12 protein-coding genes are annotated in these 17480 nt (G+C 65.1%); 8 read left to right on the top strand and 4 right to left on the bottom strand.

Translation table 11 applies throughout. From position 1 onward, the window contains the following. Positions 1 to 73: 73 nt before the first annotated feature. A complete protein-coding gene (pglW, locus tag NL528_RS07935) occupies positions 74 to 4234 on the bottom strand; it encodes a BREX system serine/threonine kinase PglW (RefSeq protein ID WP_309182151.1) in 4161 nt (1386 codons plus the stop codon). Positions 4235 to 4678: 444 nt separating this feature from the next. Beyond that, on the bottom strand, positions 4679 to 4861 hold the full coding sequence (locus NL528_RS07930) for a hypothetical protein (RefSeq protein ID WP_309182149.1): 183 nt from the start codon (positions 4859 to 4861) through the stop codon (positions 4679 to 4681). Between the two features lie 276 nt (positions 4862 to 5137). On the opposite strand from NL528_RS07930, the gene NL528_RS07925 reads away from it, so the two are divergent. The 8 genes from NL528_RS07925 to NL528_RS07890 all read left to right on the top strand — a co-directional run bounded on the left by NL528_RS07925 (position 5138) and on the right by NL528_RS07890 (position 14897). Next, a complete protein-coding gene (locus NL528_RS07925; RefSeq protein ID WP_309182148.1) occupies positions 5138 to 5743 on the top strand; it encodes a hypothetical protein in 606 nt (201 codons plus the stop codon). A 154-nt stretch (positions 5744 to 5897) separates the two neighbouring features. Beyond that, the gene (locus NL528_RS07920; protein WP_309182147.1) at positions 5898 to 6854 is read left to right on the top strand and encodes a hypothetical protein; all 957 of its coding nucleotides are present in this window, start codon (positions 5898 to 5900) and stop codon (positions 6852 to 6854) included. 220 nt (positions 6855 to 7074) lie between these two features. Continuing rightward, positions 7075 to 9075 (top strand): AAA family ATPase, encoded by a 2001-nt coding sequence (locus tag NL528_RS07915; RefSeq protein ID WP_309182146.1) that lies wholly within the window; start codon positions 7075 to 7077, stop codon positions 9073 to 9075. Between the two features lie 31 nt (positions 9076 to 9106). Then, positions 9107 to 9358, top strand: coding sequence for a hypothetical protein (locus NL528_RS07910; protein ID WP_309182145.1), 252 nt, complete (start codon positions 9107 to 9109; stop codon positions 9356 to 9358). Next, positions 9355 to 9783: a hypothetical protein gene (locus tag NL528_RS07905; RefSeq protein WP_309182144.1), complete on the top strand. Its 429-nt coding sequence runs from the start codon at positions 9355 to 9357 to the stop codon at positions 9781 to 9783. The genes NL528_RS07910 and NL528_RS07905 overlap by 4 nt, the downstream gene beginning before the upstream one ends. A gap of 106 nt (positions 9784 to 9889) precedes the next feature. Beyond that, entirely contained in the window at positions 9890 to 11488 is a 1599-nt protein-coding gene (locus NL528_RS07900) for a hypothetical protein (RefSeq protein ID WP_309182143.1), read from the top strand. A 1092-nt stretch (positions 11489 to 12580) separates the two neighbouring features. Continuing rightward, the gene (locus tag NL528_RS07895) at positions 12581 to 13399 is read left to right on the top strand and encodes a serine protease (RefSeq protein ID WP_309182142.1); all 819 of its coding nucleotides are present in this window, start codon (positions 12581 to 12583) and stop codon (positions 13397 to 13399) included. An 88-nt stretch (positions 13400 to 13487) separates the two neighbouring features. Then, on the top strand, positions 13488 to 14897 hold the full coding sequence (locus NL528_RS07890) for a hypothetical protein (RefSeq protein WP_309182141.1): 1410 nt from the start codon (positions 13488 to 13490) through the stop codon (positions 14895 to 14897). Here the strand turns inward: NL528_RS07890 and NL528_RS07885 are convergent. Then, a complete protein-coding gene (locus NL528_RS07885) occupies positions 14894 to 15889 on the bottom strand; it encodes a hypothetical protein (RefSeq protein WP_309182140.1) in 996 nt (331 codons plus the stop codon). The two genes, NL528_RS07890 and NL528_RS07885, sit on opposite strands and share 4 nt — an antisense overlap. Before the next feature lie 436 nt (positions 15890 to 16325). Then, the gene (locus tag NL528_RS07880; RefSeq protein ID WP_309182139.1) at positions 16326 to 17111 is read right to left on the bottom strand and encodes a hypothetical protein; all 786 of its coding nucleotides are present in this window, start codon (positions 17109 to 17111) and stop codon (positions 16326 to 16328) included. Positions 17112 to 17480: the final 369 nt, after the last annotated feature.

Here is a 17480-nt window from a genome sequence, read left to right as displayed (position 1 = left end):
TACGAAGCCGGAAATTCGCGAATCGCCGCACGCCGTTGTTATGTCAGGAAAGCATTTGATACACACGTTCCTGCTACGCGGCGCTGCGGCCACCGGCCCGGTGTGCGTTTTTGAGCCAAGACTCTGTCAGTCTGGTCCAGTTAGCGGCGGAGATAACGGGCAGCACGTTTCCATCGATCTGCGGAGGTCCGTGCTCGGCCTGTGGAATCAAAAGCCAGATGCTCGGGGGCCCGCCAGCGGCGCCCGAAGCCTGGGAGAAGGCCACGAGCATATCCATCAGGTCATAGCGCGCGATAAGGCCAGGCCGGGTCAGGAGGGCTGGCCCGCGCAGGCCGAGAACCTGATCTTTGACGCGCGGCGCAGCCCGAGAGGCGAGGCGAAGAAGATTCTTGAAGTCCGCGCTGTCGCGCAAGGCAGCATCGGCGGCGAGCGCCTTGGGCCACTGAACGCGTCTCGCCTCCGCCTCCTCCCGCATGGCCCGGAGCATCAGGCGCTCGAGACTGACCTGCTCCCGCGGGAAGCGACGAATAATCTCGGCTTCGGCATCACGCGCGTGGGGCGGCTCGACCGTGAGGGCGAGGAAGATCCCACGGTCGGCGGCGTATGCGATCTTGTCCTCTATGGCTCTCGCATCGAGGACTTCGAGCGTGGCCTCCGGTGCCGGGGCGAGGGTCGGATGACGGTTGATTGAGATCGTGCCGGTGCTGGTGTCGGACACCGTAGGGCTATAGTAACCCGCCTCTCCGCCGGGCGGTTCGCGCCAGATGCGGTCGGCATTCGCTTCCTGCAGAAGCGCGTCCAGGTCCGGTCGCGGCGGAAGCGGGGAGGCCTCGGGGAAGCGGCCGCGCACGCGGGCCCTGATGTCCTCTTCCCGCAAGATATCCGCGCCGGCGAGCGTCCCGAGAGCCAAGCGAAGAGCTGTAACCGACGGCATGCCGCGCGGATAGAGTTCGCCTCGCGCCGAAAGGGCGGCGCCTTTCGATGCTGCCACGGCGAGGCGGAGACGACGGTCAGCGCCAAGCGGGCCCGCCCCGTCGGGAACGGGCACAACACCAAGCTCGTCTTCGACACGGCCGGGGCTCGGAAGGGGGTCTTCGGCGGCGAGAGCATCCGCACAGCGGGCAAGACGGCGCGCATATTCCACGGATTCTGCAGACAGTGCGATTAAGGTCGGGCAACCGTCGGCATCGGTGTATGCGCAGAACCGGATGGATGACACGTTTGCTTCAAGTTCGATGACTGCCCGGATCGTGCCCCGCGCGCAGCGGTATCGTTGCCTTTCGTGGTCTTCGACCGATCCGCGCGAGGCGAGCAGCTGAGCTGCCAGTTCATCGATGGTCGCGATGCCCTCAGCGGCTGTCAGGAGCGTGGCGATCTCGTCGCGAACGGCATTCAACTCGGGATTTCTGCGCCAACGCTCACGCGCCACTTCTATCGCATCGGCGACCGCGCTTCGGGCAGTTCCCACCGCGGCGGCCACCTCGCCTGCGCTGGGCCATAGCGGAGCGTCGTCGTCGATGCCGAGATAGTAGGCCAAAATCCGATCTTCAGGCCGTTCGTCCCCCGCCGGCCGGCGCGGCAGAAGCTGCTCTGCAAGGCGGTCCACGCTCGCACGTCCGCGATCATCGTCGGTAATTCCGCCAGGCACGAGATCGGGTCGAAGCTGGGCTAGGCGCTTTGCGCGCTCACGGATTTCGCGCCGGATGCGGTCGCCGACACCGGTGAGGTAACGGAACTGAAGACGGGGAACCCCGAGCAGTTGATGAACGGTGTGGATTCCCATTTGATCGAGAACGGCGCGCGCCTCGACGCCGTAGCCGATCTCCGCGATGCTGCTTGTGCGGTCGAGCCGGCGAGCGACCACCTCGATGCTATCGGCGGACGACGCAACACGATCTAGAGGTGAAAAAGCGTTCCGCCAAGCACGTAGCATCTCTTCGGCGTTGCCAAAACGCTCGGCGGGATCACGACGCAGCGCACGCGAGAAAAAGACCGTGAGTCCATCGCGGAGCGCGGGATCAAAACGATCGACCGCAATCGTCGCCTCGTCCTCGGTGAGGCGCGGATCTGTCAGGCCGTCACCGAAACTTGGGGGCGTAGTTGTCAACATCTCGTGCAGGGTCACGGCGACGGCGTATCGCTCAGCATGAAGATCCCAGCGAGGAGGGCGTCGATCCCGCAGGAACGGGTCGAGATAGGGTCGGGTCCCAGCGGTGATGGTCTCAGCCGGTGCGCGCGAGAGCGAAAAATCGAAGAGTACCAGGCGATAGGGGCCGCTTCCGCCCACCTTCGCGAGTCCAATATTGTCCGGTTTCACGTCGCGATGAGCAATACCTTCATGCTCAAGATACTCAACCGCCGACAGAAGATGTTCGCCGAAGCGAAGCATGAGATCGAGAGAGAGCGTGTCGTCTCCACGTATCCATTGAGAAAGAGTTTTCTCGCCAGCCCGCTCCATGAGGATCGCTGGGCGACCTGCGGTCGTGACCTCTCCGATGAAGCGGATAATGTTCTGATGGTGGAGACGACGCAGAATATCTGCCTCAGCGCGGATTCGGTCGGCATGAGCGTCGTCAAGAGCAACCTTCAGTATCAGCTCTTCGTCGTCTTCGCCTTCGCGCACCACGAGGAGCACGTCAGCACTGCTGCCGCGCGCGAGCCGGCGCTTGACGATCAGGCCGCCATCGAGGCGGTCACCGGGACCGGCTGTTGCTGGATCGACCGTGGCCGCTGGAGTGGGCTCTTGCGGGAGGGCCTCCCTCTCTGCCTCGGCGAGGTAATCCAGAAACTCCCGTCCATCTCGCGGCCGGTCTCGAACGATGGGCGCCGTTGACGCGCGCACCATTTCCTCAAGCCAACGTCCCGCACCATTCATGGCACCGGAGAGAAGCAGCCCGTTGCCCTCGCGCAGCCGACCTGGCAGGTCAAGCGGATTGGCTACGGGAGCGCGGCCGGTGAGGATATGGTAGGCAATAGCACCTAGGGAAAAAACGTCGGAGCGACCCGCTCCTTCATCCCCGCCCGAGGCTGCCTCGGGCGCGAAATAAATCTTGGAGCGGTCAGCGAGGTGGTCCTCAACGTGCATCGTACCGAGGGTCATCGCTGCGCCGACGCTCGTTCCTTCGCCACGACTGGCCACCTGCCAATTCATGATCTGGAGGCGCGGCAGGTCGCTCTCGGGGTCCCGTACAATGATGCTTTGAGGCGCGAGGCCACGGTGAAAGAGGCGCTTGCCATGCGCGTAAGCCATCGCCTCGCCGAGCTGACGGATAAGACCCAAGCGCTGACTGAGGGCGAGGCCGACGAGCTTCTGGCTCAAGTAACGATCGAGGCGGACGGCGTTGGGATCGTGCTCGAAGACTAGAGCCGGGCCTAGCTCCGCCTCGCGATAGTCGAGGACACGTTGGATGCCAGCGTGCTCTACGCCTTCCAGGACTCGGAACTCCCGCTGCGCTGTGCGCGCCAAGCGATCCCGCGCCTCGGGAGTGGCGGCGCGTGCATAGGGGTAAATCCGCACGCGCCTGTTTACGCCCGTGGCCGCGTGGCGCGCGGCGAAGTCCTGCCAGTTCTGGCCCTCGCCCAGGAGCTGCCCGAGCTCATAGTCGCCAACGCGGCGGCCACGCCCTGGGGGCCGAATGCCGGCCTGCTCGATTGCCTGTACCCAAACTCGGATTGCTGACGGGTTGGGAGGATTGCCTCGCCCCAATCCGAGTTCGTCCGCACGAAGGAGAGTTCCAATAACCCCAGCATCGCCAGGCGAACCAGGCGCGCCTCGAAGTACGACCCGCTTCTCGGTGCCGGGATCGAGCGCCGGACGCTGATGAACAGCAGACAAGAAAATGAGTGGTTCGATCCAGGGCGCAGTTCGCGATCCACCTCGGCTTACAATTGCCGGCTGCCGCCGCAGGACCGAAGCGAGCCGCTTCGCTTTTCGGTTGGCGAGAGGCAATGGATTGTCGGTCGTGACTTGACGCCCCTCGGTCGTCCAGGTCCAGCTGTAGGCATCACCACGCAGGCTACCCGGCCGCGATTTCACCTCGATCAGGACTAGGCCGACGGGTGTCAGAACAAGGGCATCGACCTCGTTCACGCGTCCCTCGTCGTCGATGAACTCGAAATTGGACCACGCCCGCCACGGCTCGTGATCGGGCAGCCGGTCGCGCAGGAAGTCCAGCGCTTCCCGCTCCCACTCGAATGTAGACTGGCTGACTGCCGTCCAACGACCTGATTTCATGGATGCAACCGACGTTCTGCCCAATCCTTGTAATGCAATCTGGCTATTCCAAAACCAAGCCCACTGCAATCAATCCGGTAGCGCGCGGAGCCTGCTCACGACGGTGAAGCGCCGAGGCGAGTGAAGCTGTTGATCGACCTAAGGGCGCAGGGTCGGCCCATCTGCAGAACGTGCGGGGTACGGCTGCACATCACACGGTGATTGAGTGGAACATAGCATGGCCCTGATTGCGGACTGGATTACCTGGGGCCGCCAAAGTGCGATACGGCCCGGATCGGCATTTGTGGCACGGCAAATCCGCCCGTTACGGCGAAAGCCTTTGCGGAAGAGTAAAGTGTTGGCCCTGGCCCTGATGCTGCTGTGCGGCAGCGCCGCTCTCGTATCAAGCTGGCTCGGCCCCACCCGGACGGCGTACCCGTCGCCCTGTTCTTCGGCCTCTAGCCATCACGGCTTCTTCCACTTCAACGCCCGCGCCACGGCGTTCTCTATAACCTGCCAGGCCTTCAGATCGTTGGCGGCGGCGGCGTCTTTGACGAGCTGGATGAGATCGGGGTGCATGTAGGTCAGCATGGCCTTGCGACCGTCGCGCCTAGTCGATTCCTTCAACTTCATCGCTTTCTTGGCCATGTCCGTCGGCATCCTTCTGGATGATCTCGAACGGATACTATCAGGCGGCGGCGGCGGCGCTAAGCCTCGGCCGGAGCAAAGTTGTTGATGACCGGACCGATACGAATATCGACTAGATATCTAGTAGATATCTGTTAGATATCTTTTTGCTTGACGCGGCTGGGTTTTTGTGATCTAAGTTCGACCATCCAGACGCCTTTTTCCGCATCTGATCACCCGTCCAGTCGGCGGGCGGCGGCGCGTGCTCGTACCGTCGATCCACGAAAGCGAGGATAGATGAAGACGAAAAATCTGTTCATTGGGTTCAAGTCCAGCAGGGCGATCCCGGTCCGCAACGGCCTGACCCGCGACTTCCTCGTTCAGTCGACGCTCGACGGCGGCGTATGCCGGATCGACTACCAGCCGGTCCCGCGCGCCGAAAGCAGCATCGTTCCCCGCGGCACCATCATTTTGGAGCGCTCGGACGGCCGCTTCGCCATCGACATCGTCCTCGACGGCGGCCCCGCGTGCGGCCAGGCCGCAGAGCTTCTGGAGGTCGCGTTCGCGCGCCAGTGCTCGGGCATCATGGTGGTCGACGCGAACGACATCATGGCGGAGCCGCGCCTGTCCTCCGCGCGCGAGGTTTGGAACTACCGCAACATGCGCATCCACGCCGATGACCGGGCGGAGATCGTGGGCGCGTTGGAGAACGAAGGCCCCACGACGCTCGCCCGTCTTGGGGAGATTGCCATGACGCGAAGCGACACACGGGCGGCGATCTACGCGATGGCCTGCGACGGCACGATCGAGCTGGATCTGCGCTGTGGACTCGGTCCCGACGGCTTGGTGCTCCCCGGCCGTTTCGGCGGCTCGACGACGCTGTTGACCGCCTTCGGCGCCTGAGACTTCTCGGAATTCCGGCCTGTAACGGCCCGCGCGGCCGAACGTCCGCGCGGGCCGGTCCGTCATTGCCGCGACGTTCGCCCGTCGTCCGGCACCGCCGGTCGGAAGGCGGCATGCCGTCGCGCGCGACCCATTCCCTGCCACAGGAGCACACATGCCGACGAACAATACGAATCCTTCGGACGACTGCCCAAGCACCATCGTCATCCACCGCCCGTTCGGCGGCGTTAACGGCTACCGCCGCATCAGCGACCGCGCCACGCGCGTCGTCGTCCATGCGTTTCCGATGGCCGAGCTATCCAGGGTCGCAGCGGCCGGCTATCTGAATGCGGCGGGCGCCTATGCCCTGACGGACGGCAAGGTAGCGTACCTCGGCGAGACCCGGCGGCCGTCCCGGCGCCTGTCCGAGCACGCTGCCGACCCGGCGAAAAATTTCGCGCGCGAGGTCTTCGTCGTGGGCGGCTGCCCGGGCGCGGCCTTCGAAAAGATTCTCGTCGTCGATCTCCAGTTCCGTCTGACCCGGCGGGCTCTCGCCGCGGGGGTGGTCACCGTCTGGAAGCAGGCGAACCCCGCGGAGCCCGATTTGAGCGATGCGGAGCGTGCCACGCACGACCGAATCGCCGCCGACGCGCTACGCCTGCTCCACGACGCCGGCTGCCGCATCTTCGACCCTGTCGTCGGCGCGCCGGCGCCGATCCGCGAGCCCGCGCCGACTGAAGAGGCGGTTCCGGAAGAGGCCGTGGACGCCGTGGATTCCGAACCGATTTCGATCGGGGTCTCTACCGTGCCCTTGGGCAGCTCGGAGTTCGAGCTGCGTTATTCGGACCTGTGGGCCCGCGGCTACTGGGCAGCCGGACGGTTCGTGGTATCCGCCGGATCCGAGGTCAGGCAGGCGATCAACGGCAGCGTTCAACCGCTCACGCGCTCGCGCCGCGAAGATCTGACGGCGGCCGGTGTGCTGGCGCCGATTCCAGGCGTCGCCGACCGCCGCCGGCTCACCGTCGCGGTCGCGTTCCCCTCCTTGTCGATCGCCGCGAAGGTTTTGGCCGGCGCGCACAGCGCGGGGCGTTGGGTGCCCCGCGATTCTTCGACGGCCGTGCTGCTTACGTAGCGATTACGGCTTCGTCCGCCCGGGACGACTGGGCAGGAGATTGCTTCGGGAAGAAATCGTCGAAAAGTCCGAAAGGATCCGAACTGTTCCTTGATCTGCTGCGGAGTTTCGCCGGCGCGCGCTACCCCGCGGCGGCGATCTCGCCGCGCTGTGACGACCAACTCGAATTTGACCTTGAATCCGGGCCGATCGGCCCATCGACGATGACGAGGGCGCGCACGTGAAGAAGTCCCAAGGAACCGAACAGCATCGGATCGGCTTCTCGAAAAAGCTTTCGGGATGGCGCGCTGCTTATCTGGACGACGAGAGCGGCGTTCCGGATTCCGAGGAGGAAGGCGACGACGATCAGGATTCCAAGGTATCACCGCGGCCGGCGGCGATATCCGCCGTTGTCGGCGCCGCGTTCGACGCTTCAGTGTCCAAGGACCTGCGCCGGCGCCTGAAGCACAATCAGGCTCTCGCCGTCGTCGTGGTCGTTCCCACACTGGCTTGGGTCGTTCCCGCGGCGGCGTACGCGAAGTCCGTCTTCGGCACGCGCTGGTGCATGCACACGCGCGAGGGGTCGGACCGCAAGCGCAACTCTTCCGTCGGCTCGGACGAAGTCGCGCGCGATCTGAGCCGCGGCCGGTGCGTGATGGGCATCGCCGTCGACGCGAGCCTGCTTCCGGCGGCGCTGAAGACCGCCGCCGACGTCACGATCCGCATCGCCGCGCCCGACGGCGCCGTGCTGCGACGCGCGATCACCCGCTTCGCGCGCCGCTCGCCGGGCGAGCTTCCCAAAGGACTGGCCGCCGGTCTCGACCTGTTCGAGATCGTCGCCGCGTTCCGGCCGGCCACCGGCCCGCGCGACATCGTCCGCCGGCTCGAAGCCGCGACCGGCGCCGGCCGCGGAAACTCCGCTCGCGTGCCGGACCTCGGGAACGCGGTCGAATATGGCGCGGCGCGTCTCTGGGGCCTGGATCTGGCGCGCGACATCGCGACCTTCCGCGAAGGCGGAATCTCGTGGCGGGATGTCGATCGCGGCGTCTGCCTTCATTCGGCGGCCGGCATGGGCAAGACGTTGTTCGCGCGGGTGCTTGCGAAGGCGTGCGGGGTCCCGCTCGTTGCGACCAGCGTCGGCGAGTGGTTCGCCGACGGCCCCGGATATCTGGATTCGGTCATCAAGCAGATGCGGGGCGCGTTCGCCCGCGCCGCCGCGCTGGCATCGCCCTGCTGCATCCTCTTTCTCGACGAGATCGACGCGCTGCCGGACCGCGAGACGTTGTCCGCGAGAGGTCGCGACTGGTGGATGCCCGTGATCACCGACGCACTCCTGCTCCTCGATTCGGCGATCGACGGCCGGGCCGGGATCGTGGTCGTTGGCGCCACCAACGCCATCGAGCGGGTCGACCGCTCGCTGCTGCGGCCTGGCCGCCTCGAGAAGATCGTCGAAGTTCCTCGACCGGATGCGGCGGGCGCGGCCAACATTTTGCGCTTCCACCTCGACCAGGATCTCCGCGGCGAAGATCTCCGCGGGATCGGCGCGCTGCTCGACGGATCCACCGGCGCGGAGATCATGCATACGGTCCGCTCCGCGCGTCGGGCCGCGAGAAACGCCGGGCGAACGCTCGCGATGGAGGACCTGCGGCGCGCGGTGCTTCCGGCCGACGCGATTCCGTCCGCGCGTCTATTCCGGATGGCCATCCACGAGTCCGCGCACGCCGTCGCGGCGCTCGCGATCGGCGCCGGCACCGTCCGGCACGTCGTGCTTCGGACCAACGGCGAATCGGCCGGACGCACCGTCATCGATTTCGGCGACGACGCGCTCGAGACGCGCGGCGGAATCGAGGACCGCGTCGTGATCGGGCTCGCCGCGCGCGCCGCCGAGCGGATCTTCACCGGCGCGGTGTCGATCGGGAGCGGCGGAGCTCCGAATTCCGACATCGGCAACGCCACGACGATGGTCGCATCGATCCACGCCTCCTACGGCATGGGCGAGGATCTCGTCTATCGCGGCGCCGGCGACGATCTGCTGCGCGAACTGGCGCTCGATTCCGACCTGCGCGAGCGCGTCGCGCGGCACCTGCGCGAGCTCGAGCAACGCGCGGAACGGCTCGTCGAGGCCAACCGCGACGCGGTCCGCGCGGTGGCTGAGCGGCTGGCCGCGGAGCGCTTTCTGACCGGCGCGGAGGTGGCGGACATCGTGCGCGGCCTGCTCGTCGCCGAAACGGGAATCCTTTGAGGCGAGGACTTGGCGACGGAAGGAGACTGAAATGGCGACGAGACCGAGGCGCATCGTCGCTCGGCCCGACCCCAAGGATTGGGGCGACGACGAGCTCATGACCCTGGCGGAAGCGGCGAACCTGATGTGGCCGCTCGGCCCGCTCTCCGCGTCCTCGTTGCGGACCGCGTACCGGAGCGGCCTGCTGGAGACGGTCCTGCTCGCGCGGAAGTTGATGACGACGAAGGCGGCGCTGCGCGGGATGACGGAAGCCGCGCGGCGCCCGGCGCGGGAGCGGCCGTGAGTCTCCGCCGCGCGCCGGAATTCCGCGGCGCTCGCGCCGAAGGGGGCGGCGGCGCCGGCGCTCCCGTGCCCTCTGGACGGAAGCCGCGGCATGGTGTTGGAAAAAGAGGTCGCCGCAAGACGCCGAAGCGCGTCGCGCGTCGACCCGACCCGGACCAGTGGTCCGAAAACGAACTGCTGGCGCTGCACGAAGCGGTCGCGCTGCTGTGGCCGCGCGGTCCGCTGACGGTGTCGAGCCTGCGGACCGCGATCGCGAAGGGCCATCTCGGCCACGCGCGGATCGCCGGGCGGCTCTACACGACGCGCGCCGCGCTCGGGGCGATGTCGGAATGCCGACGGATCCCCGAAGGCGGTCGTCCGTCGGAAGCGGACTGGGAGGCGCATCTCGCCTCGCTGCTGCCCGGAAAGGGCGGCCGCGGCGGGTAGGCCGACCGGAACATCGAAGATCGGAACGCAACGTTGGCGGAGGCGCGATCGCGCCGGTCCGTCGCCCCGGGGACGCATGTCCCGCGACGAGAGAGGAGAAGAGCCGATGCCGACCACGGACGACGCCCGCCTCCTGCGCATCGCACGGTCGACCCGTCCGGACGGACTGGACCTGACGGTCGCCGAGGCCCGGGCGATGACGGGCGAACTGTTCAGGCGGACGTTCGGCGTCGCGGGGCTGAACGAGGTGCCGCTCGTCCATACGGGCCGCTTTCTCGATCGCGCGCCGCGCGGATTGCCCTGGTACGTCCGGTTCGAGGCGGCACCGGAGGAGCCCGGCGAGAAGGACAGGAAGCAAGACCGCTATGTACTCAAGGTCAAGGCGCCGCAGTTGGCCGAACCCGAGGCGGGAGGCGGCCTCGCGGTCGCGCCGCGGGTCTACGTGCTGGAAGCCAAGGAGCCGGACGCCGCGCGGCTCGAGGCCCTCGTCTTCCTCGCGCGCAGGTCGAGCCGTCGCATCCGCATGTCGAGCTGGCCGATCGAACGCATCGAATCGCTGTCCTGCCGCGACCTGCTGGAGAGCTACCGGACGACGAATCTCTGTCCCCGGCCCGACGGCAAGGAGGACGCCAACAGGAAGAAGAAGACGCGCGAGACCTACGACCAGGCCGTGCGCGTCTTCCAGCGGGTCTTTCCCGAACTGGAGATCGGCGATCTCAAGGGCGACTGGCTCCCCCGGGAATACGAACTGCGATCCGGCCGGCCGGCGACGTCGCGCTATGCCGACCTCAAGACGGTCCAGTTGTGCCTGAACGGGCAGCTCGGGGCGGACGGGGCGGACTACCGGGTGAAGTTGCACAATCCCGATCCCGGCAGGCTGGCCAAGGGCGCCTGGACGGTCGACGAGTACGACCGCCTGCTGAAGGCGGCCGAAGGCTGGGTGTTCGAACCCGGCGGCGCGCCCAAGATGGTCGACGGGCCGGACGGTCCGGTGCAAGCGCGCCGGCCCGCCCATAACCGGGGCGCCTGGCGGCGCGCCATCGAATTCCTGCCCTACACCGCCTCGAGGCACGGCAGGCTGCCGCCAACGCGCTGGCTGCCGCCGGAGGTGGAGCCCTCGGACGGCCTGCCGCTGCCGAAGGACGACCGTCCCTGGATCGAGGTGACCGACGATCTGATCTATTATCACCGCGACGGCGACGTCGCCTACCACGGCAACAAGGGTCGGGCCGGCAACGTCGTACCCGTGGCCTTCGCGCCGACGGTGCGCCGCTGGTACGAGGAGGACATGGCGAAGAACTACGAATTCGTCTTCCACAAGTTCGACGGCCGGCGCTACCGCGGACCGAAGCTCGGCTGGCAGACCTTCAAGTGGATCGTGAGGGACGCCGGGATCGTCGGCCGGCGCATCCCGCACCATCTGAAGGATCTCGCCAAGGAGTGGGCCGAGGCCGCGCGTCTGCGGCTCGAGGCCTTCGCGGAGCACGCCGACACCTCGGCCGAGAAACTGTCGGGGACGTACGGCGACGCGCTGCGCACCGCGCTGCTGCAGGAGGCGGCCGAGGGGATGACGCAGGCCGGCTGGCGCGCGAACGGCGCCCGCCGGGCGGCCATCGCCGGCCGCTTCCGCGACCGGGCCGAGGCGCCCCGTCCCGAGCACGAGCCGGCCGGCAAGCGCGGCCGTCCCGCGGGCAAGCGCGCCTGAGCCGCCGGGCCCCGCGCCCTCGCGCGACCGCTCCCTGTTTCGCATCCCCTCTTCATCCCTGTTTGCATCGCGCCGGGCGGCCCCCTGTCCCGGCGCGCCTGGCTTTTCAAGGCGGCTCGGGGCGCGGGATCGGGCGGCGTTCGTCGCCGCGCCGTCACCGCGATCCCGCTTCGTTCTCGAAAGTGCGCGGAATCCCCCGGAATTCGTGCGCGTTGGGCCTTTTCTACGGCAAGCCGCAAACCTCTATGCAGTATTGAAATCGCACATTTTTCGCGGCGGTCGCCGCCGTTCCGGGGCGTTTCGGGGCGCCGAATCGGCCCCGCCAACTCCGGATCGTAGCCGCTCCGTCGCCGCTCCGACGTCTTCGCATCGGGGCGAAGAATCAAAAAATCTCGATCGACGTGATATCCCTTCATTGTGGTGGGCCCGCGCGCCTGGCGGTCAGCTACCTCCCCAACCGCGGCCGCCGAGACCACGCTCGTTTCGGTAAAGCTTCCGTGATCGTCAATTCCCCCGTCCTCACTGAATTGCCTCGATTTTTCCGGATCGCGCGCCTGGGCTGCGCGGAGTCGAGATCACGCTGACAACGCGGCTCTTTTCGCCTTCGGCGTGCATCATCCGCGCGTTCGAGTCCGGAGCGCGCCGGGAGGTCTCCGGCGCCGAAGGACCCGTGCCTCGGTCCCCTAAGGAGACGCATTTCGCCGAAAACCGGCTGGGCGACATCCTCTTTCTTCGCGCGTGGTGTGCCGATCCGCGCTCGTGACCGTTTCTGCCCGCCCGACGAGTCCTAAGTCTGATCGAAGCCGCAAGGGCCGGCGACGCCCGGCGTTCCGCTCCCTCGGAGCCTCGCCAAGAGCATCCCCCGATTAAGGACTCGCGATCTTGCGCTCCAGGGGCGCACGTGACCGCTTGGCTCGCAGCGAGCCTGTCCGGAAACATCCGTTCTCACGCAACGATGAAGGCGACTTCGAAGGCCCACATCCCGACAGGGGGAGGCTTGGCTGGACGCTTCTTCGCGGGTTCGACTACGTTGCCCAGATGAACACGCGCCTCCCACCGTTGCCAGGCACGGCGGCCGCCGGATCTTGGCGCATGCAAAACGCCGACAAGGTGATTGCGGACGGGCGTCTCGCGACCTTCGCCATCCTGGGAAGACCCACGCTCGACAGCTTCGCTCTCATCGGCACCGGCTTCTACCTTCAAGGCATGGGAGGGTTCGCCACGGCGGCCCATGTAGCGCTCGAAGCGGAGCGGCATCTCGCCGAGATGCCGGACTCGGTCGGTATCGCGCGCACCCTGCCGAACGGCCGGACCCACTTTCTTCCGATCTGGAAATTCTTCGTCCACCCGACCGCCGACGTCGCATTCGGCATTCCTCGTTACGAATTCGTCGACGACGCGTCCGGGAACGTCATTCGGCCTAAGGTCCATTCGTTGAGCTCGCAGCCGCCCCCGATCGGCACGCCCATCAGTACCTGGGCCTATCCTCTTCACGCGGTCGTCGACGCGGATGAAGGCAGGGTGTTCAGGCTGCAGCCCGATTTCTACGACGGCCTTTTGGAAGAGCGGTTCGAGGATCGCGGGCCATCGGTCAAACTGACACCGCCTTATTTCCGTACCAGCATCAATCTCCATGGCGGGTCGAGCGGCGGACCCGTGTTCGATGCCGACGGGAAGGTCTTCGGGATAGCCTCGTGCGGCTACGACGGAGCGACCGACATCGCGTTCGTGACGCCCGCGGGTTCGCTTCTGGATCTGGAGATAGCAGCATATCTCAGACTCCTTCGCGGGCGGACCAACGATAACCCTGCGGCTTCTCGCCGAGCGCGGTCTGATCGCGACGGATGCGCTCTCGGCTTGCTCTTCGAAGGAGAGCGAAGGCGATGTCTGAAGAGGACGTCGAGATCTTAACGACCGCGCTGCAGGCGACGGGCACGATTGCTCCTCAACGCATAAAATGCGAACCTGACCGAGCCTCGATCTTTTGGAAGATCCGCGCATGACCCCGGCCGAATTCGTGGCTCGCGAGAAGGACAGGCGCGAAGTCTCCGCGTGGTTGCTGCGTCTCGTTCCGCCGAACGGTCGCGGCTCACCGCTCACCGATCTACCGCCCGAGCTGATAGGGATGTTGAAGCCGGTTTTCCCGTTCACACTTGGTAGCGCGCCGGACATGTATCGAGCGCTTATGGAAGATACCGATTGGGCGAGAGACGCCTACGCCCGGTTGGCGAAGAACTTTCCCGCCGACGTGAGCACGAAGCTGCAGCTCTCCGACCTGCTCGCGGTCGGTGCGGTTCACGACGCTGAGTTCAATGGGTTCGTCGAAGACTGCAGACCCGGTCATGCGATCTGCGTTCCGAATGGCGCCCTGATGCTCATGTCGTTCGCCGCGGAACTCTATTCCTTGAACCTGCCCCCGCTCATTCAGCAGACCGTCATTCTGGGGGACTATTGCTCCTGCGGCTTTGAGGACCGGCCGCAATTTCGGACGATGCGGGCCCTCCGGCGTCACGAGACAAAAGACCCCCTGGCGTCGCTCTATCCGGACAGAATAGCTGGCGAGCTCGACTTCCTCTTCAAGAACTATTCCGAGATGGGGGTGGCGGGCCCACCTTCGTTCTTCTCCGAGTTCGGCATCATGCCGTTGTTTCCTAACCAAGCGCGTTTCGGCCATCCGCTCGAGACAGGCAATCATCTTCGCGAGCACGCGATAAGATTTCTATTGTTGCACGAGTGCGGGCACGTCCTGAACGAAGATTTCGGCGAAGGGCATTCGCACGACGACGAATTCGCGGCCGACGAACGCGCCTTCGAACTCGGCATCCGCTCGGCCAAATGCAGACAGGCGGTCGTTGCGAGCCTGCTCGGTGCCTTGCTCGTACTCGCGATCGGACGGCGGCTCGAAGCCTTCGAGCGGAACGCGACTTCGTCGCATCCGCCGGCACGGCAACGATTGGACCGGCTGCTGGCTTTCGTCCGAAACACCGCTCTTCTGGGCTTTTTTCAGCGTCGGTTCGCGCTCCACTGCCTGCGAGAGTTGGAGCGGCGCGATGCATTGCTCGCGGAAACCTCGAAGGATTACAGAGAATGGGCCAGGAGCACCAACACGATCACGACCGTCATCGAGGGGTGTCTGCGAAATAAGAGCGATGCGGATTTCATGGACCAACTACCGAGGTGGTTGGTGCAGGCCCCTCCCAGCCGCATTTTTTCGGTCATCGCGGCGTCCCGGATAGAATTCGAAAGACGATTGCAGAAGAATCCCGACGACGAAGATGCCGCCGCGGCCATCCGCATGTTGATGAAGATCTACGACGCGGCCGGCGACAATACGACGTCCACGCTTTCGATGAAGCTCCAGAACGCCTATTCGGGGGAGATCCGCCGCTCGGCGCGCTCGCGCCGCTAACGGGAGATCTTAAGCCAGTTCGCGGCTATATCCTCGAACTCGTCCGATCCGCTCAGCCAGGCCGGCACGCAAACCCCCTCCCGTTCGCCGAGGCTCCGCCTGACGGCCTCGCCGTAGGCGTCGGCATAGAGCAACGAGCATATGACCGCGTCGTTCGCGTACCTACGCATGTCTTCGCTGATGAAGGTCCGGCCCCGCACCACGACATTGAACCAGATCTTCACCGCTTCCGCGAAGCCATACTCCCTTCCCAAGCGGGTCATCGCACGAATGCAGAGGCGCCACCTCTGCCGATCGTCGGAGACGTATCGCGGTCGCCGGAATCTCAACACATGAGCTCCCTGCGAGTAGTCGAAAAGGCTCGTCACCCGTACCGATCCCTGCGTCATCGAATCGGTGGTCGCCTCGATGACGCTCGCGCCGTCGCCTAGATACATCGCGGCATGGGACCATTTCGCGTCTTCGGAGTGATAGCCGCCCCACTCCTGCGTCTTGACGATCATTTCGCTCATCTTATCCGGCGCGCACTCCCTCGCGAGCATCAGGTCGCCTGGAAGAAGCGCCGAAGTGTCGACGATCTTGCCGAACTGCCGGGTTTTCAGCGGTAACGCGCTCAGGACGACGGCCTTACCCTTCGGATCGGCTCCCGGCTCGAGCTCGATCACTGGAACATCGAGCGGCTCTTCGGCATCGGAGGCCTTTCTCTCCCGAGCGCCATCGCCACCACGGCCGAATGCATGCCGGCGCGTTTCGGCTTCCCGGAGAGCGTCGGATCCCAAGGCGACGCGAACCACCGTTCCGGCATCGACGTCCCATTCGACGGCCACCGCGGCTCCGGGCAAAATGCCATACTCGGCGAACGATTGACCTCGATAGCCGTCCAAAACGCCGGGTACGAAGCAGAGCGTGTCCTCGACGTCGGTCAACGTCAAATATGCAAGCGAGTCGTCCACTACGCGTCCGACCGTTCCGACTGAAGTCGCAAGCGTCATCCGGCTCCCTCCCGACCCAAAAAATTGCGCAACCCAAATAGAGCCACGGGTGTTCGACAAACAAGGGGGCAACCGGCCGGCCCGACGCATTAAACCGGGAGCCGTCGCTCGGATCGAGCGCGGCCGAGCGGCGGCCGGGAAGAAATACGAAGTCCCCCATCGATTTCGAACGATGCGGGCACGGATTCAGATCGACCCGAAACGCCTTCGATCGCCTCGACATTCGAGTCGAGAATCGCACCGCAACGTGGCACAAAGCTGGTGGAGAGTGCTCCACCGTGGTGCTCCACCGCAAAAATCCGGCGGTTCGAGAAATGCCTGTTTCTGAAGGACTTCTGCGCTGTCCGAAATGGCTGGCGGAGAGGGAGGGACTCTCACCCCCGTTACATATCGCTCCCGGAGCGCTGGCCTTCTGAATATATGCGTCCATGGGAGCCTAGCCTGCTGAGTCGCCCGAAGACTCCCGCTTTCCGATGAGCTTGATTCTGTCCCCCACCGGGTGCGCACGATGAATGAGCCGGTCAACATCCTCCTGCCAATGCGGCGCATAGACAAGCACCGTTTCGTATAATCCGGCTGCAACCAGAATATTGCGCAGGAATTCCTTGCGCTGTCTCATGAAAGATGCGGCTGTGCCCCCAGTTTGTCGACCATCCATCACCACGTATGGCTTGCCCTCTGGAATTCGAATCACGAGCGCCGGCTTGGTCTGCGAATCGAAGTACTGGAGGTCGCCGTCTTCGTCGAAGCTAATAAACGACATCCCTTTCAGATGGGGTTCTTTCGCTAGGACCTCCTGAGTTGCCAAAGATTTCAAATAATCATCTGTCGACCCCGGCGACACGGATTGCACATTCGCGCGCCGCTTTGCGGCTTTCCTCGTCTTCTCCAACTCTTCCGCAAGTTCATCGATCGTGATTCGGCCGGCCCACACCTCGTCGAGTAGTTCCCGCCGGCGTGATGGTTCGTGCGCAGCGATGCGTGCGATGTTCTCGACCGAACCCAACGGCAGCCGCCCGCCTGGAGGAAGGTCGGTGATGCCTTCGGCTTCCAGGAACTGCGACGCGGCAATCATCCGCCGCAAGCTGTTGTCAGACAGCTTAGTCTGCTTCGACACCTTCTTAATATACTTTTGGCGCTCCCCCCTTCCCAACTCCAGGTAGGGTTTTACGTGGGGCCGGATGTAGGCGAGCCAGTTCGGAAGCTTGGGTTTGCCGACCATTATCAGTTCTTAAGGAAGAGCGAATCGAATGAGGCACGATGCCTAACATCTGTTTCGCTTGCAATGGGTTGGAGGCCGCGTATAGTAAGTCAGGCAGATAGGGCGCTGCCGTACTCTTGGAGATCATAGATCCTAGGACCGCAAGAGAGAAGACAGGCTACGGTATGCACCGCGGTGATTACGAAAGGGCTGGCGTTACCGGCGTTACCATCGGAGTAACGAGGGGCTCGATGGGCTTTGCTTCGGAAACCTGTTCGGCTCGCTCGACAACCTACGCGCAGCCGATGGGCGCAATGGCGCAGCTCATCGATGGCGAAGAGGCCCACGACGGGGTTCGTGGAAAGTTCGTGGAAATCATCTTTTCGCAGA

This window comes from Bradyrhizobium sp. Ash2021, assembly GCF_031202265.1.
Classification (GTDB): Bacteria; Pseudomonadota; Alphaproteobacteria; order Rhizobiales; family Xanthobacteraceae; genus Bradyrhizobium.
The sequence above is the reverse complement of the archived record's forward strand: the minus strand, read 5'-3'. Positions and strand labels throughout refer to the sequence as shown.